Annotated in this window: 19 protein-coding genes and 1 pseudogene; 13 read left to right on the top strand and 7 right to left on the bottom strand. The window is 62.4% G+C overall.

The genetic code is table 11. The features are described 5' to 3' along the window. Window positions 1–72: 72 nt before the first annotated feature. Window positions 73–471 (top strand): annotated as a pseudogene (locus FJ934_RS25840) (DMT family transporter); the annotation flags it as partial. 124 nt (window positions 472–595) lie between these two features. Here FJ934_RS25840 and mutL read toward each other — a convergent pair. Further along, on the bottom strand, window positions 596–2485 hold the full coding sequence (mutL, locus tag FJ934_RS25835; protein ID WP_140613247.1) for a DNA mismatch repair endonuclease MutL: 1890 nt from the start codon (window positions 2483–2485) through the stop codon (window positions 596–598). Between the two features lie 60 nt (window positions 2486–2545). Next, window positions 2546–3496: a helix-turn-helix domain-containing protein gene (locus tag FJ934_RS25830; RefSeq protein ID WP_348640939.1), complete on the bottom strand. Its 951-nt coding sequence runs from the start codon at window positions 3494–3496 to the stop codon at window positions 2546–2548. A gap of 126 nt (window positions 3497–3622) precedes the next feature. Between FJ934_RS25830 and FJ934_RS25825 the strand changes: the two genes are divergently transcribed. After that, entirely contained in the window at window positions 3623–3931 is a 309-nt protein-coding gene (locus FJ934_RS25825) for an antibiotic biosynthesis monooxygenase (RefSeq protein ID WP_140613243.1), read from the top strand. 82 nt (window positions 3932–4013) lie between these two features. Here the strand turns inward: FJ934_RS25825 and FJ934_RS25820 are convergent, their stop codons facing one another. Continuing rightward, complete coding sequence (locus FJ934_RS25820) at window positions 4014–4916, bottom strand: LysR substrate-binding domain-containing protein (protein WP_140613242.1); 903 nt, start codon at window positions 4914–4916, stop codon at window positions 4014–4016. Window positions 4917–5008: 92 nt separating this feature from the next. Between FJ934_RS25820 and FJ934_RS25815 the strand changes: the two genes are divergently transcribed. The 6 genes from FJ934_RS25815 to FJ934_RS25790 all read left to right on the top strand — a co-directional run bounded on the left by FJ934_RS25815 (window position 5009) and on the right by FJ934_RS25790 (window position 12728). Continuing rightward, on the top strand, window positions 5009–6559 hold the full coding sequence (locus FJ934_RS25815; RefSeq protein WP_140613241.1) for a trimethylamine methyltransferase family protein: 1551 nt from the start codon (window positions 5009–5011) through the stop codon (window positions 6557–6559). A 43-nt stretch (window positions 6560–6602) separates the two neighbouring features. Beyond that, complete coding sequence (locus tag FJ934_RS25810; protein ID WP_140613240.1) at window positions 6603–8252, top strand: ABC transporter substrate-binding protein; 1650 nt, start codon at window positions 6603–6605, stop codon at window positions 8250–8252. A gap of 127 nt (window positions 8253–8379) precedes the next feature. After that, entirely contained in the window at window positions 8380–10362 is a 1983-nt protein-coding gene (locus FJ934_RS25805) for an FAD-dependent oxidoreductase (RefSeq protein ID WP_140613246.1), read from the top strand. A gap of 51 nt (window positions 10363–10413) precedes the next feature. Then, window positions 10414–11523 carry a mandelate racemase/muconate lactonizing enzyme family protein gene (locus FJ934_RS25800; RefSeq protein WP_140613239.1) on the top strand — a complete coding sequence of 370 codons (1110 nt, stop codon included), beginning with the start codon at window positions 10414–10416 and terminating at the stop codon, window positions 11521–11523. Between the two features lie 124 nt (window positions 11524–11647). After that, a complete protein-coding gene (locus tag FJ934_RS25795) occupies window positions 11648–12124 on the top strand; it encodes a DUF3828 domain-containing protein (protein ID WP_140613238.1) in 477 nt (158 codons plus the stop codon). Between the two features lie 4 nt (window positions 12125–12128). Then, entirely contained in the window at window positions 12129–12728 is a 600-nt protein-coding gene (locus FJ934_RS25790) for a hypothetical protein (RefSeq protein WP_140613237.1), read from the top strand. Between the two features lie 8 nt (window positions 12729–12736). Here the strand turns inward: FJ934_RS25790 and queF are convergent, their stop codons facing one another. After that, entirely contained in the window at window positions 12737–13198 is a 462-nt protein-coding gene (gene queF, locus FJ934_RS25785; protein ID WP_140613236.1) for a preQ(1) synthase, read from the bottom strand. A gap of 134 nt (window positions 13199–13332) precedes the next feature. Here queF and FJ934_RS25780 point away from each other — a divergent pair, with 134 nt between their 5' ends. Then, window positions 13333–15378 (top strand): NADH:flavin oxidoreductase, encoded by a 2046-nt coding sequence (locus FJ934_RS25780; RefSeq protein ID WP_140613235.1) that lies wholly within the window; start codon window positions 13333–13335, stop codon window positions 15376–15378. 281 nt (window positions 15379–15659) lie between these two features. On the opposite strand, the gene FJ934_RS25775 is transcribed toward FJ934_RS25780, so the two are convergent. Further along, the gene (locus FJ934_RS25775; RefSeq protein WP_140613234.1) at window positions 15660–16067 is read right to left on the bottom strand and encodes a hypothetical protein; all 408 of its coding nucleotides are present in this window, start codon (window positions 16065–16067) and stop codon (window positions 15660–15662) included. Between the two features lie 230 nt (window positions 16068–16297). Between FJ934_RS25775 and FJ934_RS25770 the strand changes: the two genes are divergently transcribed. Together FJ934_RS25770 and FJ934_RS25765 are read left to right on the top strand one after the other, a co-directional pair. Continuing rightward, window positions 16298–16729, top strand: a complete 432-nt coding sequence (locus FJ934_RS25770; protein ID WP_140613233.1) for a MarR family transcriptional regulator — start codon at window positions 16298–16300, stop codon at window positions 16727–16729. Next, entirely contained in the window at window positions 16713–17057 is a 345-nt protein-coding gene (locus FJ934_RS25765) for a PIN domain-containing protein (protein ID WP_140613245.1), read from the top strand. The genes FJ934_RS25770 and FJ934_RS25765 overlap by 17 nt, the downstream gene beginning before the upstream one ends. Window positions 17058–17098: 41 nt before the next feature. Here the strand turns inward: FJ934_RS25765 and FJ934_RS28585 are convergent, their stop codons facing one another. Beyond that, entirely contained in the window at window positions 17099–17269 is a 171-nt protein-coding gene (locus tag FJ934_RS28585) for a polysaccharide deacetylase family protein (RefSeq protein ID WP_246671639.1), read from the bottom strand. A 17-nt stretch (window positions 17270–17286) separates the two neighbouring features. After that, window positions 17287–19359, bottom strand: coding sequence for an EAL domain-containing protein (locus FJ934_RS25755; RefSeq protein WP_140613232.1), 2073 nt, complete (start codon window positions 19357–19359; stop codon window positions 17287–17289). A gap of 308 nt (window positions 19360–19667) precedes the next feature. Here FJ934_RS25755 and FJ934_RS25750 point away from each other — a divergent pair, with 308 nt between their 5' ends. Together FJ934_RS25750 and tdh are read left to right on the top strand one after the other, a co-directional pair. Further along, on the top strand, window positions 19668–20855 hold the full coding sequence (locus FJ934_RS25750; RefSeq protein ID WP_140613231.1) for a glycine C-acetyltransferase: 1188 nt from the start codon (window positions 19668–19670) through the stop codon (window positions 20853–20855). A 52-nt stretch (window positions 20856–20907) separates the two neighbouring features. Further along, window positions 20908–21942, top strand: coding sequence for an L-threonine 3-dehydrogenase (tdh, locus tag FJ934_RS25745; protein WP_140613230.1), 1035 nt, complete (start codon window positions 20908–20910; stop codon window positions 21940–21942). The last annotated feature ends 223 nt before the right edge of the window (window positions 21943–22165 follow it).

Here is a 22165-nt window from a genome sequence, read left to right as displayed (position 1 = left end):
CGCTTCACCGCCGAGCAATGCACAAACTACTTCAGCGCCGCAGGTTACGAGCCAGAGTGATCAGATTCTGCTCTAGGCTCCGCGCTCTGCTCGTCCGTCAACACCATCGTCCAGAAGCCGCTTTTTGCGCGCCATCATCCGCTGACCATCTCGGCCTCCAACATGGTGCTCGGCGCGCTCTGCCTGTCGCCCTTCCTACCCACGGCTCTTTCGCAGGCGACGGTCGCCAACACGGCCGGGCTGGGCGCCGTCATCTTCCTTGGCATCGTGCCAAGCCTGATTGCCTACGCGGCCTGGGCGACGGCCCTGTCGCGTCTGCCGGCGGCGCGTGCTTCGAATTTTCTCTACCTTGTCTCGCCGATGTCCGCCCTGATCGGCTTCTTCTGGCTGGGCGAAGTGCCGACGCTGCTCGGCATCCTCGGCGGCGCGCTGGCGCTCGGCGGCGTCATCGTTGTGAATTTGAAGAGGTAAGACAAAGAGTTGGAGCCATTTGCGGACTCAAGATCGCAAGCCGCCACGATCACTGGTTGATGCAGACACCCGCCAGCCGGATGGCTATGCTGAGCCGGCAGCCGTCGGCCGCCGCTGGGCAAAATCACCGCCGCCCGAACAGCCTCTCGATATCGGCCAGCTTGAGCTCGATATAGGTCGGACGGCCATGGTTGCAAGTGCCGGAACCCGGCGTCGCCTCCATCTGGCGCAGCAGCGCGTTCATTTCCTCGGCCTTGAGCAGCCGGCCGGAGCGCACCGAACCGTGGCAGGCCATGGTCGCGGCTATTCTGTCCAGACGTTCCTTGAGCGTGTCGACCGTGTCGTTGTCGGCGATCTCGTCGGCAAGGTCGCGCACCAATTGCTGGACGTTGGTTTCGCCCAGCATCGACGGTGTTTCGCGCACGGCAACGGCGCCCGGGCCAAAGCGCTCGATGCCGAGGCCGAAGCGGGCGAGCGTTTCGGAGTGCATGGCCAGCCGTTCGGCGTCCTCCTCCGGCAGATCGATGATCTCCGGCAGAAGCAGGATCTGCGAGGGCGCGGCACGCGAATGCAGCGCGTTCTTCAGCGCTTCGTAGACCAGCCGCTCATGCGCGGCGTGCTGGTCGACGATGACGAGTGAATCCCTTGTCTGGGCAACGATGTAGTTTTCATGCACCTGGGCTCGTGCCGCACCGAGCACCGTGCCAAGCAGCGTCTCTGTCGCTTCACTCTGCCCTGCGCGTGTATCGGCGCTCGCAAGTGTGCCGGTATCGAACGCCGCCTGGTCGGGTTCACCAAAGCCGCCGTGCCTTGCGCTGGCGCGTTCAAAGCCCGAGCCTTCGAGTTGCATGTCGAGCGGCCGCAGCGGCGAGCGTGAAGGGTCGAAGCCTGCTGGACCGGAGGCTCGGTAAGCCGCTTCGTAGCTGCGATGGCCGTTGGCCGGGCCGCCGTGATCATAGGATGCGGCACCTGGCCGGAACGCCGCCATCATGCCCGCAGCGCCGGTGGTGGCTGAGCGGATACCCGCCTCGGCCAGCGCCTGCCGAATGGCGCCGACGATCAGCCCGCGCACCAGGCCCGGATCCCGGAAACGCACATCGGCCTTGGCAGGGTGCACATTGACGTCGACAATGGCCGGATCGAGCGACAGAAACAGCACCGTCACCGCGTGGCGGTCGCGCGGCAGGACATCGGCGAAGGCGCCGCGGATGGCGCCGGCAATCAGCTTGTCGCGCACCGGCCTGCCGTTGACATAGGCATATTGCTGCAGCGCGTTGGCGCGGGTGAAGGACGGGATCGAAACATGGCCGGTCAGATGCACGCCTTCGCGCATCGCATCGATGGCAATGGAATTGTCGGGAAAGTCGGCGCCCATCACCTGGGCGACGCGGCGCAGGCTGCCTTCCGGACTGTCGTCGGTCGCCGGCAATTCCAGCGTCGAGCGGTCGGAACCGGCCAGCGTGAACCGAACGGCGGGGAAGGCGATGGCGATGCGTTTGACCACGTCGCTGGTTGCCGAACTTTCGGCACGCTCGCCCTTCATGAACTTGAGCCTTGCCGGCGTCGCGAAAAACAGGTCGCGCACCTCGACCGTCGTGCCGCGATTGGCGGCCGCCGGCTTGACGGGCAGGACGCGGCCGCCCTCAATGCCGATTTCCGCGGCGCTGTCGCCGAAAGCCGTGCGCGACCGGATCGACAGCCGCGACACCGAACCGATCGATGGCAGCGCTTCGCCGCGAAAGCCGAGCGAGCGGATGTCATGAATGTCCTCGGCGAGCTTGGAGGTGCAGTGACGCGCGATTGCCAATGAAAGCTCTTGTTCGGGGATACCGGAGCCGTCATCGGTGACGCGGATCAGGTTCAGCCCGCCGCCTGCGGTAACGACCTCGACGCGTGATGCGCCGGCATCGAGCGCATTCTCGACCAGCTCTTTGACCACGCTCGCCGGACGCTCGATGACTTCACCGGCGGCGATCTGGTTGATCATTGTTTCGGAAAGCTGGCGGATAGGCATGCGGCGATTATAGGCGGATTCGACACCCATGCGAGAGGGCAGAATCTTGCGGATGATGGATCAGTTCGTGGCGCGGATTTCGCGCACGCCCTTGTGCAGCCGTCGCCGTAGCAGATTGCGCAGCGTCACCCCGTCGCCGTAGCCGACCTTGGCAGCAATATGGTCGACGCTGTCGGACGTCGTCTTCAAGAGATGCACCGCTTGCTCGACACGGAGATCCTGGAAATAGGACAGCGGTGTCTTGCCGAGCACGTCGTTGACGCGCCGCGACAGCGTACGCTTGCTGGCGCCAAGGGCTGCGGCTGCCTCATCGAGACTGAAGCCAACCGCAAGATGCTCGCGCGCCCAGCGCTCGAAGCGCTCGACCAGCGGGTTCGAATGGGCGAGGTGGTCTGAGATGGCATAGGCTGATTGCAGCGGCCGGCTGTCGACGATCAGGTATTTCGCCGTCAGCGCCGCCAGTTCCGGGCTCGTCTGCCGGACCACCATCAGAGCGAGGTCGATATGGCCGAGTGCTGCCCCGGCGGTGACGAACTGCCCGTCATTGACCAGCATGCGCGCCGCGTCGAGCCGCACTTGCGGGTAGCGCTGCCTGAACATCGGTGCCAGCCACCATGTCGTGGTTGATGGCCGCCGGTCGAGCAGGCCGGTCTCCGCCAGCACAAAGGTGCCGATGCAGGCCGCACCAATGCGAGCGCCGGTTTCGGCGGCACCGCGCAAGGCTGCTACCGCGTCCGCGATATCCGGCCTGAGCAGCGCTTGCCCGAGCGGCTCAGGCATCTTCTGGCCGAGTGCTGGAATGAGCAGCCAGTCCGGCGCCGCCTCAGAGCCGATCCTGGTCACCGGCACTTGCAGGCCTTGACCGGTAAGCACCGTGTCCCTGACGCCGACAATGGCCGTGCTGAAGTGGGCAGGCGGGGCCGGTAGCAGGCCGGCCAGTTCGTTGGCGGTGCCGAAAACGTCGAGCACGGCGGCGAGGCCGGTATCGAAGGCGCCGTCGAGAACAAGCACGGAAATATTCATGGCAACAATGATATCAAAGATGTCATTTTTGCCAATACGGTTTTCGCATCATTCCTGCGAGGCTTGATATCGACGGTCGGTTCGGCCGCAGGAAATATCAACAGGAGAAGTCAGATGATCAAGCTCGCACTGTTCGCACGCTTCGAAGCCAAGCCCGGCAAGGAGAAGGACGTCGCCGCATTCCTGAACGTGGGATTGCAGATGGCCAACCAGGAAGCCAAGACACCGATCTGGTTCGCGTTGCAGCTTTCGCCAAGCGTCTTTGGCGTCTTCGATGCCTTCCATGACGAGACTGGGCGGCAGGCGCATCTCACCGGCGAGATTGCCAAGGCGCTGATGGCCAATGCCGAAGCGCTGTTCGTCGGCCCGCCGACCATTGATAAGATCGACGTCCTTGGCCTGAAGAATGACGGTTCTGTCTGAACTGCTAACGGGCAACGACATGCATCAAAACAAAGACTTAAAGCACCGCAATCCGGCTGCCGGGTTGCGGTGTTCGGCTGCCTCACGCCTGCGCCAATAGCCAATCCCTTACCTTGCGCGCATTGTCGCTGAGCTCGCGGTTCTTCGGCCAGATGACGTAGAACGCCGTGCCCGTCTTCATCACGTGGTCCGTCACCGGCACCAGCAGCCCGGTCGACAGCAGCCGCTCGACAAGGTGGCGCCAGCCGAGCGCGATGCCTTGCCCTTCCATGACGGCCTGGATCACGATCGCATAATCATTGATGCGCAAGCCACGCTCGGCATTGCGCAGGCTGGCTCCGGCCGACTGGAACCATTCGTCCCAATTAGGGGCCTCGCGATAGGGCTCCTCCAGATGGATAAGGCGATGTGTCGCCAACTGCTCCACGGTCTCAGGCCGGCCGAATTTGGCGAGGTAGCTGGGGCCCGCGACCGGAAAAATCTCTTCATCGGAAAGCGACAGCGAATGATAGTCCGGCCAGTCGCGTGGCACGCCTCCACGCACGGCGAGCGGAATGCCTTCGGCGATGATGTCGAGATCGCGGTCGCCGGTCTGGATGCGAAGGTCAATGCCCGGCAATTCGTCGCGAAACCGCTGCAGGCGCGGCATCATCCAGAACGAACCGAAGGCCGTCGAGGCGGCAAGCGTCACATGGCCGCCGGTCGCCTGCAGGCGCAGGTCCTCCGCCGACTTGCGGATGTGCGAAAGGCCAAGCGAGACATCGGCATGAAAACGCTCGCCGGCCTCGGTCAGGCTGACCTGGCGATGGCGGCGCTGGAAGAGCTGGGCGCCAAGCTGTTCCTCCAGGCCGCGCACCGCATAGGAAACGGCAGCCTGGGTCATGCCGAGCTCGCGCCCGGCGGCGGTGAAGCTCGACAACCGGCCCGCAGCCTCGAAGACGATCAGGCTGCCGGCGGACGGCAAGAGGTGGCGCAGGCTTCGCATAAGCACAGCTTATACAAGAGATCAGGATTTTCCAGCGTCACAGCCCCTTTTTGGCTGATTAGGCTGGCAGCCAAAAGAGGAATGGAGTTGCCATGAACGCGCCGGCCGCTGAATTGACCGAATCGACACACCGCCGTGCCGGCGGCCGTCTCGGGCGCAAGGCGCTCCGCAGCGCGCCGATTGCCTCTTTTCCGACTCTGGTGCGGCAGATTCCCGTCTATCAGATGGTCCCGGACGAGGCGGTGGAGCTGATCCACGAAGCTTCGCTCTCCATCCTCGAAGAGGTGGGATGCGAATTCCGCGACGATGAGGCGATCGCCATGTGGAAGGCGGCCGGAGCGGACGTTTCCGAGACGCGCGTCCGCATCGACCGCGCCCTCCTGATGGAACTCGTCTCGAAGGTTCCGTCGGAGTTCACGCTCAATGCGCGCAATCCGGAGCGCACGGTGCGCGTCGGCGGCAACAATTCGATCTTCGTGCCGATGTACGGCGCGCCCTATGTGCGTGATCTCGACAACGTCAGGCGCTACGGCACGCTGGCCGACCTCAACAACTTCCACAAGCTCGCCTACATGGCGCCGGCGCTGCACTCTTCGAGCTCAATCATCTGCGAGCCGATGGAAATTCCGGTGCCGAAGCGCCACCTTCATATCATCCATTCAGCGCTGAAGCACTCCGACAAGCCTTTCATGGGCATCGTGACGTCAAAGGATCGCGCCGAAGACACGATGGCGATGGCCGGCATCGTGTTCGGCGAGGACTTCGTCCGCGACAACCCGGTGCTGGTGTCGATCACAAACTGCAATTCGCCGCTGGTGTGGGACGCCACCATGCTGGACGCCATGAAGGTCTATGCACGTCACAACCAGCCGCTGATTCTCGCGCCCTTCGCCCTCTGCGGCGCCTCGACCTCGGCTTCCGCCGTCGGCGCGGTGGCGCAGGTCAATGCGGAAGCATTGGCCGGTGTCGCCTTCACCCAGTTGCTGCGTCCGGGTTCGCCGCAGATCTACGGGCAGTTCATGGTGACGGTGGACATGAAGACCGGCGCTCCGATGGGCGGCACGCCGGAGGCCGCGCAGATGATGTATCTGATGGGAGCCCTGGCGCGGAAGTACCGGCTGCCGTGGCGCACATCCGGCTTCCATGTCGGGTCGAAGCTGAACGATGCCCAGGCGGGTTACGAGGCGAACATGCTCATGCATGCCGCCATTCTTGCCGGCGCCAACTACATCTGGCACTCGGCTGGATGGCTCGAGGCTGGTCTCGCCTGCGGCTATTCGAAATTCGCCACAGACTGCGAGCAACTCGTCGGCTGGTACAAATATGCCGGCGGGCTCTCCTTCGACGACTTCAAGGACGCGATGGCGGCGATCCGCGAGGTGGGGCCGCAGGGTCATTTTCTCGGCACCCAGCACACGCTTGACCATTTCGAGCGGGCTTTCTTCATGCCCAGCATCATGGACTTCAATTCGTACGAACAATGGAATGCCGAAGGGGCAAAAGACCACGATACGCGTGGCCGTGACAAAGCGCGCAACATGCTGGCCGACTACGAGGAGCCGAAGCTCGACGAGGGCATCGCCGAGGGTCTCGCGGATTTGATCGCGCGGCGCGAGGAGAAACTGCCAGACAGCGTTAGTTGATAGAACGGGCGAAAGACCCGACGGAACCAATGGGAGAAGAAAAATGACAGTCTACAGAAGCAATGGTGATCGCGTTCCAGCCGCTATCGAGGCGATGGCTGAAGAGGCGCGCGCGGGTCGTATGGACCGGCGCGAGTTCCTGGCGCTGGCGAGCGCCTTCGGCGCATCGACGGCCGTGGCCTACGGCATGATCGGCCTTGCGGCGCCCCGGCAGGCCTTGGCCGAGGAACCGAAGAAAGGCGGAACGCTGCACGTCTCGATGCCGGTGAAGGCGCAGAAGGATCCCCGCACTTACGACTGGGTGGAAATGGCAAACATCACCCGCAGCTGGCTGGAACCGCTTGTCCGCTATACCAGACAATTCACCTTCGAACCGGTCCTGCTCGAAAGCTGGGACATCAATGACGACGCCACCGAATACACGCTGCATCTGCGCAAGGGCATCACCTGGAACAATGGTGATACCTTCAACGCCGATGACGTGGTCTTCAACCTGACGCGCTGGTGCGAGAAGGGTGCTGCCGGCAATTCCATGGCCGCACGCGTCGGCGCGCTGATCGATGCCAAAACCGGCAAGGCCAGGGACGGCGCCATCACCAAGGTTGACGACAACACCGTCAAGCTGAAGCTCAGCGAACCCGACATCGCGATCATTCCAAACTTCACCGACTATCCGGCGCTTGTGGTCCACCGCAATTTCGATGCCGCCGGCGCCGATCCGATCAAGAAGCCGATCGGCACTGGACCTTTTGAGCTGGTGTCCTACGCGGTCGGCACGAAGGCGGTCGTCAAGCGCCGCGAGAATGGCAAGTGGTGGGGCGGCGAGGCGCCGCTCGACGGTGTCGAATTCATCGACTACGGCACCGACTTCAATGCTTCGGTCAACGCCTTCGATTCCGGCGAGATCGACCTCAATTTCGAGACGCCCTCCGATTTCATCGACATCCTCGACAAGATGGGGCTGGTGAAATCGGAAGTCGCGACGGCGACCACGCTCGTTGCCCGGACCAACATCACGCACAAGCCCTATGACGACCAAAAGGTGCGCAACGCGCTGCAGATGGCCGTCGACAACAATGCCGTCTTGCAGCTCGGCTATAATGGGCGAGGCACGGTCGGTGAGAACCACCATGTCAGCCCGATTCACCCGGAATACTATCCGCTGCCCAAGAAGACCCGCGACGCTGCCGGCGCCAAGAAGCTGATGGCCGAAGCCGGGCAGGCCGACTTCGAGCATGAACTGATCACCGTCGAGGACGATTGGCAAAAGGCCACCGGCGATGCGATCGCCGGCCAGTTGCGTGAGGCCGGCATCAAGGTGAAGCGTACGGTGCTGCCCGGCTCGACCTTCTGGAACGACTGGACGAAATACCCGTATTCGATGACCATCTGGTATATGCGTCCGCTCGGCGTCCAGGTGCTGGCGCTCGGCTATCGCACCGGCGAGGCCTGGAACGAGACGGCGTACTCCAACCCTGAGTTCGATGCCAAGCTCAAGCAGGCGCTCTCGCTGATCGACGTCGCCAAGCGCAAAGAGGTGATGAAGGATGTCGAGCAGATCCTGCAGGATTCCGGCGTCATCATTCAGCCGTTCTGGCAGAAGCTCTACAGCCACATGAACAAGAAGGTGAAGAACTACGGCGTCCACCAAACCTTCGAAATGGATCTCCAGAACGTCTGGCTGGACACGTAATTCCCGAGGCTTGGCCACAAGCTGTGCCGGCACCCTTCAAGGTGCCGGCGTTTCCCGTCTGGAGCATTGCGCGCGAGCCGTCGGCATCAGGGACGTGTGCGGTCGCGCGGCGCAGGAGAGAGAGCGTATGCCTGAGCGGGTCTTCAAGCGTCTGTTCGAGCCGGCAAAATTGCGTGGCAAAACGCTGCGCAACCGGATCGTGTTTGGAGCGCATACCGCCAATATGGCCGAAGAGGGGCTGCCGACCGAACGCCATATCGGCTACTACGCCGAACGCGCGATCGGCGGAGCCGGCATGATCGTGGTCGAGCCGATGCCTGTACATCAGGCTGCAGTGCTGACGCGCGGCAACTTTCGCCCCTCCGACGACAGCGTCGTCCCGCATTTTCGCAAAGTGACGGATGCAATCCGCGGCAATGGCGCCGTCGCCATCCAGCAGCTTTACCATGTCGGTCAACACGCGGACGCGGACAACTCGTTCCATGCCGGCTGGTCACCTTCAGGCTTACCGAGCTATCACGACTCCGACGGTTCGCATCGGATGTCCGAGCGCCAGATTGAAGAAACGATCGACGGTTTCGTACAGGCAGCGCGCCGTTGCCGCGACGCCGGCTTCGACGGCGTCGAGGTCTGGGCCGCGTACCATTCGATGCTGGACCAGTTCTGGACGCCCTGGTCGAACCGCCGGGACGACCGATGGGGCGGCAGCCTCCAAAATCGGACCCGGATGAGCCGCGAGGTGATGACGCGCATTCGCAAGGAATGCGGCGACGACTTCATCATCGGTCTTGCCATCAATGACGAACCGGAAGTCGAAGTGGCGCTGAAGCGCGAGGCATTGGCCGAGATAATCGACCTCCACGACCGTGACACCTTGATGGATTATGTTACCTGCGGGACGGGTTCCTACTTCGATTTCTACAAGATCATGCCGACCTTCCTATATCCGGAAAAGCTCGGCGCTGACCTTGCAGCGGTGCTCAAATCGACCGTGAGCCATGCGTTGATCACCGCCGAGAGCCACATCCGTACTCCTGAGAACGCCGAGAGCGTGCTGAGTGAAGGCCGCGCTGACCTTGTCTCCATCGTGCGCGGGCAGATCGCCGATCCGCATCTTGCCGCAAAGGCCGCAGCCGGACGGCACGAGGACATCCGCGGGTGCCTGTCCTGCAACCAGATGTGCTGGGGTCGACGCAGCCGCGACTATTGGATCAGCTGCGTAATCAATCCGTCGGCGGGGCGAGAGTGGGAATGGGGCGGCGACCGCTTCACCGCAGCCGTTCGGCCGAAACGCGTGTTTGTCGTTGGCGGCGGCCCGGCCGGCCTCGAAGCGGCGCGTGTGGCAGCCGAGCGCGGTCACCATGTCACGCTGGCCGAGGCGTCGGATCGCCTGGGCGGCCAATTTCGGCTTGCCGGCCTGCAGCCGCGCCGGGCGCAGATCCTGGACCTCATCGACTGGTACCAGCGCCAGCTCAGCCAGCTTCAGGTGGATGTGCGGTACGGTCAGTATGTAGAAGCGGAGGATATCGAACGCGAAGGCGCGGATCACGTCATTGTCGCGACCGGCTCCATGCCGCAGGACGGCGCTTTTCAGCGGGCACTGCCGCAGTGGGACGGGATTCCGGGTGGCGGCCCAGTTCTTTCTGCCGATGCTGTGATGGCCAGAGAAGCAAGACCGGGAAAAAATGTGATCGTCCTGGACGATGGCGGCAACTGGAAAGGGTGTGGCACCGCCTGGAAGCTTGCCGAGGACGGGCACAATGTGACGATCGTCACGCCTGACGCCCTGGTTGGCAAGGAACTCCAGCGAATGGCCGCGGATGCGCCGCTGCGTCGGGCACTCGCCGGGCTGAAGGTCAAGTTCGTGACCGAGAGCGCCATCGTGCACTGGGATGGCAGAGTGGCGAGGGTCGCTTCGCTGCTCGACGGGACCGAGCAAGAGGTCGAGGCCGACGCATTGGTCTTCGCCGCCACCAGCATGGCGCAGGACAGCCTGTCCATCGAGCTCGAAAAGCGCGGGATTGCGCACACCTCTATCGGCGATTGTACCGCTTCCAGACAGGCCGCATTTGCCATTCATGACGGGCGCAAGGTGGCGCTTGGTCTTTGACGATCGCGAAAGGCGCCAGACCAGGCAAGCATGAACGGGGCTAATGTCTGAATGCGTATCCAGTCAATCAAAGTCTATCAGGTGCTTCTGCCCGTCAAAGGCGGTGCCTACCGGATGGCCAGCGATACCGTGCAGAATTTGGACAGCACGCTGGTTGAAGTGACGACAGAGGACGGACTGTCAGGCTGGGGCGAGACTTGCCCGATCGGCCCTGTTTATCAGCCGCAACACGCTCTTGGCGCGAGGGCGGCAATTGCCGAAATGGCGCCTGGACTCATCGGCGAGGACACAGCGTCCATGCGCCGCCTCGCCAAAAGAATGGACGAACGGCTGAACGGTCACAACTATGCCAAGGCGGCCGTGGATATCGCTCTCCTCGACCTCGCCGGCCAGCGGTTGCGCGTTCCGGTTTCAACCCTTCTTGGCGGTGCGCTCACCGATCGTGTGCCGTCTTACTATTCGACGATTGTCGGTGCTCCAGACGAGACCGCGCGTATTGCCGCCGACAAGGTCAAGGCCGGTTATCCACGGCTTCAGATCAAGATCGGCGGGCGGAATCTCGAACAGGACGTCGCCACGGTGCACAAAGTATGGGAGGCGGTTGGCTTCAAGGCCCGGATCGCCGTCGACGCCAATCGTGGCCTGACCGCTGCCGCGGCGCTGCACATCGATCGACTTTGCCAGGCAATTCCATTCGTGTTCGAACAGCCCTGCAATACCATGGAGGAAGTCGCGAGCCTCAAGGGACGCGTTACCCATCCGATCTATCTCGATGAGAACACCGAGGATTTAAATGCCGTGCTGCGGGCGGTTAGTTCAGGCATCGCGGATGGTTTCGGACTGAAAGTCACGCGCCTTGGCGGTCTCACCAAGATGGCCACGGTTCGCGACCTCTGTGCGATACGATCGCTTCCGCACAGCTGCGACGACGCCTGGGGCGGGGATATCATTGCCGCGGCATGCGTGCACCTTGCCGCTACCGTCGAGCCGAGACGTTTTGAGGGAGCCTGGATCGCGCAGGAGTACATCGAAGGACATACCGATCCCGTAAACCCGATCGTGATCGAGAACGGGCATATACGCGTCCCGCAGACGCCAGGGCTCGGCGTCAAGCCTGAGCGCACCCAACTCAACGCGCCGATCGCGGCTTTCGGAGACTGAGGATCGAATGATGTGATCCGTGCAAGCAGACGAGCCGCCCGAAGGCTTCATGAGCCGCAAAAAAGCCGATATGCACGATGCGTGATATTGATTGCTGTCCGCAGCCAAACATTCGGGGAAATCCATGAAACTGCTGCTCGCTGCTATCCTGTTGATTGCCGCACCCGCCGCCGCTTGGGCTGGTCCGGCGTCCGACGCCGTGAAGTTCTTCTATGTTCCGCAGGTCAAGTTCGAAGCCGACGCACAATACCGGGATCGCTTCACCGAGCCGGTGACGAAACTGTTCGATCTCAACGACCAGGCAACCAAGAAGAATCCGGACCAGGTCGCCTGCATCGACTTCGACCCAGGTCTGGATGCACAGGATTTCGACCAGAAGGCCATCTCAAAAACGCTGAAAGTGTCCGAGACGGTGGATGGCGACACGGCGCGGGTGGTGGCGAACTTCAGCCTCTTTTCGGAAGGAGACGATTCACAGCGCGAAATGCATTGGTCGCTGAAGAAGGTCGATGGCAAGTGGAAGGTATCGGACATCGCTTCGAAGACCAGCGACTGGACGCTGAGCCAGCTCGAATGCATGACGGGCCAAGATCAGGAGTGATGCGATGGCCCGTCGTCCGATCCTGGCACTGTCGGCGATCTGCCTGTTGGCGGCGAGTTTGAACGGCGCCGCTGCCCAGGGGTTGCTCGGCGCGCCGCCGGCAAACGCTCCGGCCGGGACCGCGCCAGGCGACAGCGGTTCGCCGCCGGCGAATGCGCCCGGCGGGGCCGTGGAGCCGGCAACACCGCCGGTTGCCGGCGGGCCTCCGGCTCCCATCCAGCCAGGGTCACCGACGGCGGTGGTGAGGCCGTTCTACGATCAGGTCGGCCTGGAGATCGATCCGTCGCAGCGCAGCCACTTCGTGGATCCGGCGAAAACGGTGCTCGACAAGAGCGATGGGTTGCGCAAATCCGGGCAGGGCGAGTGCCTTGACCCCAACATGGCGCTCGACAATGCGAACTATGACAAGGACGAGATCGATAAGAGCCTGAAGACACTCGAGGCGATCAATGGCGATCAGGCCAAGGTCATCGTCGCCTTCGTCGTCGCCGGCAACCCGCACCGCCTCGAATGGAAGCTCAAGAAGGTCGGCGGCGAATGGAAAATATCGGACCTTTTATCGGTGACCGGCGAATGGGCGCTCAGCCAATATCAATGCGAATGATGGTCGAACTAGCCGCGCCCGCGATAAGGGGCCACGCCGGTCTCCGGCAGCCAGGCGCCTTCCGGCGGAGCGCCGGTTTGCCAGAAGACGTCGATCGGGATGCCGCCACGCGGAAACCAGTAGCCGCCGATGCGCAGCCACAGCGGCTTGGTCGCCGCCGCGATGCGGCGGCCGATCATGACGGTGCAGTCTTCATGGAAGGCGCCATGGTTGCGAAACGAGGTCATGAACAGCTTCAGCGACTTCGATTCCACCAGAGCCGCATCGGGTGCGTAGTCGATGACGATATGGGCGAAATCCGGCTGCCCGGTGACCGGGCACAGCGAGGTGAATTCCGGGACCGTGAAGCGCACGATGGCGGGCGGTCCGTCACCGCGCGTAAACGGCACGGTCTCCAGGACCGCCTGTTCGGGGCTGTGTGGCGTCTCGACATGCGCGCCGAGCTGGGTGAGGGTTTTGGTATCGATCATGAGTGGCTCCTTGGTGTTGGCCGCTGGAAACTCCACGGCAGCGAACACGAAACAAAGGTCGAACAAGCCCCGCATCCAGTTGGCTGCGGCGCATTTGGGCGCTCATTAGCACAATTTGAAACGGCAGGAAGACGATGACCAGCAACGACCCGCTTCTCCAACCCTACCAGCTCAAACATCTGACGCTGAAGAACCGGGTGATGTCGACCAGCCACGAGCCGGCCTATTCCGAGGACGGCATGCCGAAAGAACGCTACCGGCTCTATCATGCCGAAAAGGCCAAGGGCGGCATGGCGCTGACCATGACCGCCGGCTCGGCCATCGTCTCGCGCGACAGCCCTGCCGCCTTCGGCAATCTGCATGTCTATGACGACCGCATCGTGCCGTGGCTCGCCGAACTCGCGGATGCCTGCCATGAACACGACTGCATGGTGATGATCCAGATCACTCATCTCGGCCGCCGCACCGGCTGGAACAAGGCCGACTGGCTGCCGGTGCTCTCGGCCTCGCCGGTGCGCGAGCCCGCACACCGCTCCTTCCCCAAGACCATCGAGGACTGGGACATCGAGCGCATCGTTGCCGACTATGCGTCCGCCGCCCAGCGCTGCCAGGCCGCGGGTCTCGACGGCATAGAGTTCGAGTCCTACGGCCATCTTATGGATGGTTTCTGGTCGCCGGCCACCAATCACCGCGACGATGAGTTCGGCGGCTCGCTCGACAACCGGCTGCGCTTCACCGACATGGTGCTGGACGCGGTCCGGGCGGCGGTGGGCGACAAATTCGTCGTCGGCATCCGCATGGTCGCCGACGAGGATTTCGAGAAAGGCCTGTCCAAGGAGGAGGGCATCGAGATCGCCAGGCGGCTGGCCGGTTCGGGCAAGGTCGATTTCCTCAACATCATCCGCGGCTCGATCGAGACCGATGCCGCCTTGACGAAGGTCATCCCGGTGACCGGCATGCGGTCTTCGCCGCATCTCGATTTCGCCGGTGAGGTGAGGGCGGCGACAAAGTTCCCGACCTTCCACGCGGCGCGCATTTCCGATGTCGCTACGGCGCGCCACGCGATTGCCACCGGCAAGCTCGACATGGTCGGCATGACCCGAGCACATATCGCCGATCCGCACATCATCAGGAAGGTGATGGAAGGCCGCGAACATGAGATCCGCCCATGTGTGGGCGCCACCTATTGTCTCGACCGCATCTATGAGGGGGGCGAGGCGCTGTGCGTCCACAACGCGGCGACCGGCCGCGAGGCCGATATCCCGCACATCATCGTCAAGACAGATGGGCCGAGCAAGAAAGTCGTTGTCGTCGGCGCCGGTGCCGGCGGACTGGAGGTGGCGCGCGTAGCGGCCGAGCGCGGCCATCAAGTCACGGTCCTGGAGGCGTCGTCACAAGCGGGCGGCCAGGTGCGGCTGGCGACGCAGAATCCGCGCCGCAAGGAACTGATCGGCATCATCGACTGGCGCCTGGCTGAACTCGACCGGCTCGGCGTCGAAATCCGCTACGATACCTGGGCGGAGAAGGACGACGTTCTGGCGCTGGCGCCAGATGTGATCGTTATCGCCACCGGCGGCCTGCCCCAGAACCCACCGCTGACGGCGGGCGACAATCTCGTGACATCGAGCTGGGACATCATGGCCGGCAGCGTCAAGCCGGCCGAAAATGTGCTGCTCTATGACGACAATGGCGGCCATCAGGGCATGGGCGCGGCCGAACTGATCGCCAACAGCGGCTCGAGGCTGGAACTGGTTTCGCCGGAACGCTTCTTCGCGCCGGAAATGGGCGGCATGAACCACGTGCCGTATGTCAGGGCCTTCCAGGAAAGGGGTGTCACAGTCACCATCAACACGCGCCTGCGTTCAGTGCGACGCGAGGGCAATCAACTGGTCGCGGAACTCGCTTCGGATTTTGCCGATGGCTGGCGCGGGGAACGCAGGGTCGACCAAGTGGTGGTTGAGCACGGCACTGTGCCGCTCGATGACCTCTATCTCTCGCTGAAACCGCTCGCGAAGAACGGCGGCGCGGTCGACTACGAACGCCTGGTCAACGGCGGCGACATCTTTCCCGCACGCAATCCGCAAGGATCGTTTGTGCTGTTCCGTATCGGCGACGCCGTCGCCTCGCGCAACATCCATGCCGCCATCTATGACGGGATCCGTTTCGGCCTGCGGATCTGATCCGCGGCCCGCCTAGATCGGCATGTTGAACGGCCTTATGATCTGGATGCTGGATGCGCCCGGCGCGACCGATTTCGGCAACGCGCCCTGTGCCCGCATGATGTGGACGCAGGCCGTGCGCATATCTTGCCGGAGATCGTGATACAGCACGGCCGAGATGCGTCGGCGTTGGTGGCGCGCGGTCTGGCCTGCATACGAGAGCCCATCTATGCCGGCCTGGCCGCGCGCCCGCACGTCATTGGCTCATCGCCGGGCAACGTGCGATCTTTGTAAGCGTATGTTCAGATCATCCTGGCGGTCGCCATGCACAGCACGGTGACCACCAGCAGCCATGCGGCGATGCGTTCGCCCATCGCCATTCTGGCGCGCAATCGAGTTGCGATTTCCGCATTGGCGCCGGCAAGCTGCCTGCTGGGCGCTCTGACCATGGCGCCGAGCACGCCGGCGGCGGCGAATGCGGCCAGGATGCCGAGCGCCAACACCATTTCCATCGAGCCGAAATAGGCGCCGTGGAAAAAATACCACAGCAGCGCCCCGGTCAGGAAGACCATGCCGGCCGCGCCCATCTGCGGCTGGATGAAGCGTTCCGCCTTGATCTCTGGATCGCGGGCAAGCGTGATGGTGGTGCCAGCCCAGAACACTCCCGCCATGACGTGAAGACCGATGACGACGATGTAGACATATTGCATGCCGGCTCTCCTCTCTCGCTTGCTGCGCCTAATAGTTAGATATCTAACTGTTAGATGTCAATGTATAATCGCGAACCTGTTCCCCATCCATGGGAAAACACCATCTAGAGCCGGATGCTCTCAGGTCGATCGACCTGAAATCTGAATGCGCCTCTAGATCAAAGAGATAGAGCATGACGTCGTCCGAAAACCGCTTCACACTTTTCGGCATCATGCTCTAGTGTCCGGCAATGACACCCTTTGAACGCCCGCCTGTCGGCATGAATCTCGGCCGCACAGCCAAGCTTGTTGCACAAGCCTTCGATGCCGCTTTGGTTGAAGCGGGCGGGACCTTGCCGGTCTGGCTGACGCTGCTGTCTGTCAAGTCGAGCAAGCAGGCCAACCAGCGCGAACTCGCCGACATGATCGGCATTCAGGGGGCGACACTGACCCATCATCTCAACGCGATGGAGACACAGGGCCTGCTGACCCGCCGCCGCGATCCCGTCAACCGTCGGGTTCATCTGGTCGAATTGACAGAGGCGGGTGAAACGCTGTTCGAGACGTTGCGGCAAGCAGCGCTCGTCTTCGACAAGCGGCTTCGCGCAGGGTTGTCCGACGAACGGCTGAAGGAGTTCGCGGACATGCTGGCGTTGTTGCGTGCCAATGTCGGCGGGATGTGACGACCGCATTGTTTCGGAACATCTATTCCTGTCCGTTGTCACGGCATCCGAAATCTCAGCCGGAATAGCCAAGGCCGAGCGCGAAGGAGCGACCACGAAAGCCGCTTTGCTCCGCGACTGGTGGCAGGCGATCGAGTGTCTTTATGGAGCGCGGATTCTTCCCTTTGATTTGCGCGCGGCGAATGCCGCCGGAGCGATTGTCGACCGTGCAAGGGCACATCGGCCAGGATACGAGGATATAGCGATCGCCGCGACGGCTGAGGTTCGTGGGCTGACGATATTGACGGAAAACGAGCGCCATTTTGCACCTCTGGGGTGCCAATGCTGAATCTGCTGAAGGTCCTTCCGCCGCCCCCCGCGGCCAATCCATCACTTTAATCGTAGCCAGCGATTGGCGCGCCGGACCAGCGCGCTGTTGGATGCACCGGCCTCAGGATGCATGCCGACCATGAACAGCGTTGCTGGAGCCTGCTCCACCTCCAGCACGTCGAGGATGTTGCTGGTGCCGTTCAGTGGCCCATCGCCGTGGCTGGTTTTCAAGGCGGGCCGGGCTCTACCTACGCCAGGCTGCCTTGCAGCACTGTCAGCCTGGCCTTCTTCGGCATGCGGGCCGTCAGCCATTCCAAAGCCTTGTCGTGCGGCATGGGGAAGGCGATCGAATAGCCCTGCACCTGATCGCAGCCGATCGCCATCAGCGAGTCGAGCTCGGCCTCGGTTTCGGCGCCCTCGGCGACGATCGAGATGCCGAGGCCGCGGGCAAGTTCTGTGATGGCGCGCACGATCTTGGAGTTGTCGCCGTTCTCATGGATGTTCTGGACAAAGCGGCGATCGATCTTGAGCCGATCGATCTCGTTGGGATTGACGTGGCTCAGCGAGGCATAGCCGGTGCCGAAATCATCGAGCTCCAGATGGACGCCGGCTGCCCTGATGTGACGAAGCTTGGCCGCGATGCCTGTCTTCTCATCGTCCAGGATGACGGACTCGACGATTTCCAGCGACAGTTTCTGTGGCGGCAATCCGGCCTTCTCCAGTGTCTCGAACAGGAACGTATCGAAATCGTGCTCGCGCAACTCGGTACCAGAGACATTGACGGCAAGCCGGCCGAAGGCAATCCCGGCACGGTTCCATTCGGCTGCCTCGCTGATCGCCTTGCTGATCACGATGCGACCGATCTCCGGCATGAAGCCGCATTTCTCGGCGACCGGAATGAATTCGCCCGGCGAGATCATGCCGCGCTTGGGATGGTTCCAGCGCACGAGGGCCTCGATGCCGCTGATGGTGCCGTCTGTCAGGGAAACCTGCGGCTGGAAATAAACCTGGAACGCTTTTTCCGAAATGGCGACCTTGATGTCATGCTCGAGTTGCTTGCGGTAGTCGAGCTCGCGACGCAGTTCCTCCGAGAAGAACGAGAAGTTGCCGCCGCCCATCTTCTTGGCGGAGTAGAGGGCCAGATCGGCATGGACGAGCAGGTCCTGGGCATTGTCGGCATCGATTGGATAGACGGCGATGCCGCCGCTGGCGCCCGGAAGAATGGTGGTGCCCTGGAAAATGATGGGCTCGTTAATGTGCGCAAGGATACGCCGTGCCAGCATGTTGATGTCTTCGGTGCTGCCGGCCCCATTGAGGATCATCACGAATTCGTCGCCACCGAGCCGCGCGCACAGATCCGACGCCCGGCAGGAATCGCGCATGCGCTGCGCCGTCACCACCAGGACGTAGTCGCCGGCGGCGTGGCCCAGCGTATCGTTGATCTGCTTGAAGCGGTCGAGGTCGAGCTGGACTACGGCCAGGCGTTCGCGCCGGCGATGCGCGCCCTTGATCAGCGTGTCGAAATGGTCGGTCAGAAAGGTGCGGTTGTGCAGGCCGGTCAGGCCGTCGTGAACCGCGATGAAGGCCATCGAATTGCGCGCATCGACCAGTTCACGCGTCTTGCGCAGGATCGCGTTGGACATCGGCCTGAAGATGAACAGCGCGACCAGCAGGATTACGCCGAGGGTGGCGAAGAAGAGCGTGCGATGGAGGGCGAGCAGCTTTTCGGAGCGCTCGTCGGCATCGGCGCTGATACGCTGTCCGAGCGCCGCATAGCCCGACAGGGTGGCATTGGCGACCGAGGCATCCAGGTTGACGCGTTCGGCGCCGCCTTTGTAGCCGCCATTGTCGGGATGGTTGAGTTGCGATTCGAAGGCGGAGACCAGACGGTCGCCATTTGCGATCAGGCCAACCGAAAAATAGTCGAGATGGAAGGGCTTGGCGAAAAGCACGCTCTCGATCGATTTTGAATTGAGCTTGGCCGGCGATTCCGGCTTCGCCCCCGTCTGCTTGAGCAGCAGATCGTAGTTCGTCTCGAACTCTGCCGTAGCCTGCTTCAGAGCGCTGACCAGCGCCGGCTGCTTGTCGCGAGAGGCGGCGCCCGTTGCGCTGGCAAGAAAGACGATGCGCTGCGACAATGTTTTCTGCGTGCCGACGATGTCGAGCAAGGTGTGGTTGTGCTGCTGCGTGGCCATCGTCTGCTGCAGCAGGACGAAGGAGGCCGCCACCATGGCGGCAATGATCAGCAGCGCCAGCCAATAGCCGGCCTTGATCAGCAGGATGAGCTTGCCTGAAACGGTTTGCACCGGCTGCTGCGACATTTTCGGGGGCGGCCTCTCGCCAACGGATTCCTGTGTGAGCACCATTGAAGCGTAAACGTTAACAGGACTGGAAATCGACGGTCGGCCGGCAAGGGGCAAAGGGGTAAAGATCGCGAAATGGTTATCGGGTTCTTGCGCGGTCGGCCCGCATTTGAACATTCGTCGTCCCGTACGTCCCCGCATGATCATTTGAGCGATACCCGTGGCGTCTCAGCCGATGCTGCCCGGCCACCCGATCCGGTCGCTTTTACGATGGATTTTTTGCGCTGGGGGGACGACAGTCTGCCCACGTCAAACGAGGCCTGATCATGACCGCAGCATTTCTCTCCCATATCGACAGCGAGCTTGCAGGACTGAAATCCGCCGGCCTCTACAAGTCCGAGCGGGTGATTTCCTCGATGCAGTCGGCGCAGATCGAGGTCGGCGGCGAGAGAGTACTGAATTTCTGCGCCAACAATTATTTGGGCCTCGCCGACAGCGCTGATTTGCGAACGGCGGCCAAGCAGGCGCTCGACCGTTATGGCTACGGCATGGCGTCGGTGCGCTTCATTTGCGGCACGCAGGAGGAGCACAAGCAGCTCGAGGCGACGATTTCATCTTTCCTGGGCCTGGAAGACACCATTCTCTATGGCTCCTGCTTCGACGCCAATGGCGGCCTGTTCGAGACGCTGCTTGGTGAGGAAGACGCTGTTATCTCGGATGCGCTGAACCATGCCTCGATCATCGACGGTGTCAGGCTGTCGAAGGCTAAGCGCTTTCGCTACGCCAACAACGACATGGCCGACCTTGAAGCGCGGCTGAAGGAAGCGAAGGACTGCCGCTTTCGTCTGATTGCCACCGACGGTGTGTTTTCGATGGATGGCATCATCGCCAACCTCAAGGGGGTCCGCGATCTCGCCGACAAATATGATGCGATGGTGATGGTGGACGACAGCCATGCGGTCGGCTTCGTCGGCAGGAATGGCCGTGGCTCGGCCGAACATTGCGGTGTCGAGGGCAGGGTGGACATCATCACCGGCACGCTGGGCAAGGCGCTCGGCGGCGCGTCCGGCGGTTACACGTCGGGCAAAAGCCAGGTGGTCGACTGGCTGCGCCAGCGCTCGCGGCCCTATCTCTTTTCCAACACGTTGATGCCGGCGATCGCCGGCGCCTCGATCAAGGTGTTCGACCTGATCCGCCATGGCGATGCCTTGCGCGAGCGCCTATATGCCAATGCGGCGCGATTCAGGTCCGAAATGGGCAAGCTCGGCTTCACGTTGGCGGGAGCGGATCATCCGATCATACCGGTGATGCTGGGCGATGCGAACTTGGCGCAGGAGATGGCGGCACGCATGCTGAAACGCGGCATCTATGTCATCGGCTTTTCCTTTCCGGTGGTACCGAAGGGCCAGGCGCGCATCCGCACCCAGATGTCGGCGGCGCATTCCACCGCGGATATTGACCGCGCGGTGGCGGCGTTTGGCGCGGTCGGCAAGGAACTGGGCGTGATTTCCTGAACGGCCGGTACCGAAAAACGATTCCGGATCAAGAGATTCAAGGGACAAAAGCATGTCGAACATGATGAAGGCACTGGTGAAGGCCAAGGCCGAACCGGGCATCTGGATGGAAGAGGTGCCGGTGCCGGAGATCGGCCCCAACGATGTGCTGATCAAGGTGAAGAAGACCGCGATCTGCGGCACCGACGTCCACATCTACAATTGGGACCAGTGGGCGCAGAAAACGGTGCCGGTACCGATGGTGACCGGCCATGAATTCGTTGGCACCGTCGCTGATTTCGGTGCGGCGGTCACCGAATACAAGGTCGGCCAGCGCGTTTCGGGCGAGGGGCACATCGTCTGCGGCCATTGCCGCAACTGTCGCGCCGGGCGAGGGCATCTCTGCCGCAACACGCTCGGCGTTGGCGTCAACCGGCCGGGCGCTTTCGGCGAGTATCTGGCGATCCCGCTGCACAATGTGGTACCGATCCCCGATGACGTGCCGGACGAGGTCGCGGCGATTTTTGATCCCCTCGGCAATGCCGTCCACACCGCATTGTCTTTCGATCTGGTCGGCGAGGATGTGCTGGTCACCGGCGCCGGGCCGATCGGCATCATGGGCGCGTTGGTGGCGCAATGCGTGGGCGCCAGGAAAGTCGTCATCACCGACATCAACCCGGTGCGGTTGGCCTTGGCGAAAAAGCTCGGCGTCCAGCACGTCGTCGATGCCTCCAAGGAAAAGCTGCGCGACGTCATGCCGGCGCTCGGCATGACGGAGGGGTTTGACGTCGGCCTTGAGATGTCGGGTGCCGCACCCGCCTTCCGCGACATGATCGACACCATGAACAATGGCGGCAAGATCGCCATCCTCGGCATCGCGCCGACCGGCTTCGAGATCGACTGGAACAAGGTCATCTTCAAGATGCTGCACCTGAAAGGCATTTACGGGCGCGAAATGTTCGAGACCTGGTACAAGATGATCGCGCTGGTGCAGGGGCCGCTGGATGTGTCGGGGTTGATCACGCACCGGATCGGCATCGACGATTATCAGGCTGGGTTCGATGCGATGCGCAGCGGCAGCTCGGGCAAGGTGGTGATGGATTGGTGAGGGGCGTTGATAGAGACGTAGAGTTCCTTCGCCCCCTCTGTCCTGCCGGACATCTCCCCGAAAGACCTGTGTGGGCGAAGAGCGCCACCCTATCCTATCCTTCGTCATTCTAGGGCGGAGCAAGGAGCGAAGCGACGCCCGCAGACCCTAGTCACCTGAATCTGAAGTTCGGTTCATTGTCTTCTGGCAGAAGCGCTTGACCGACGCGAGGATTTGGTCGGCG

It is taken from the genome of Mesorhizobium sp. B2-4-12, assembly GCF_006441575.1.
In the GTDB taxonomy this organism is placed as follows: domain Bacteria; phylum Pseudomonadota; class Alphaproteobacteria; order Rhizobiales; family Rhizobiaceae; genus Mesorhizobium.
The sequence above is the reverse complement of the archived record's forward strand: the minus strand, read 5'-3'. Positions and strand labels throughout refer to the sequence as shown.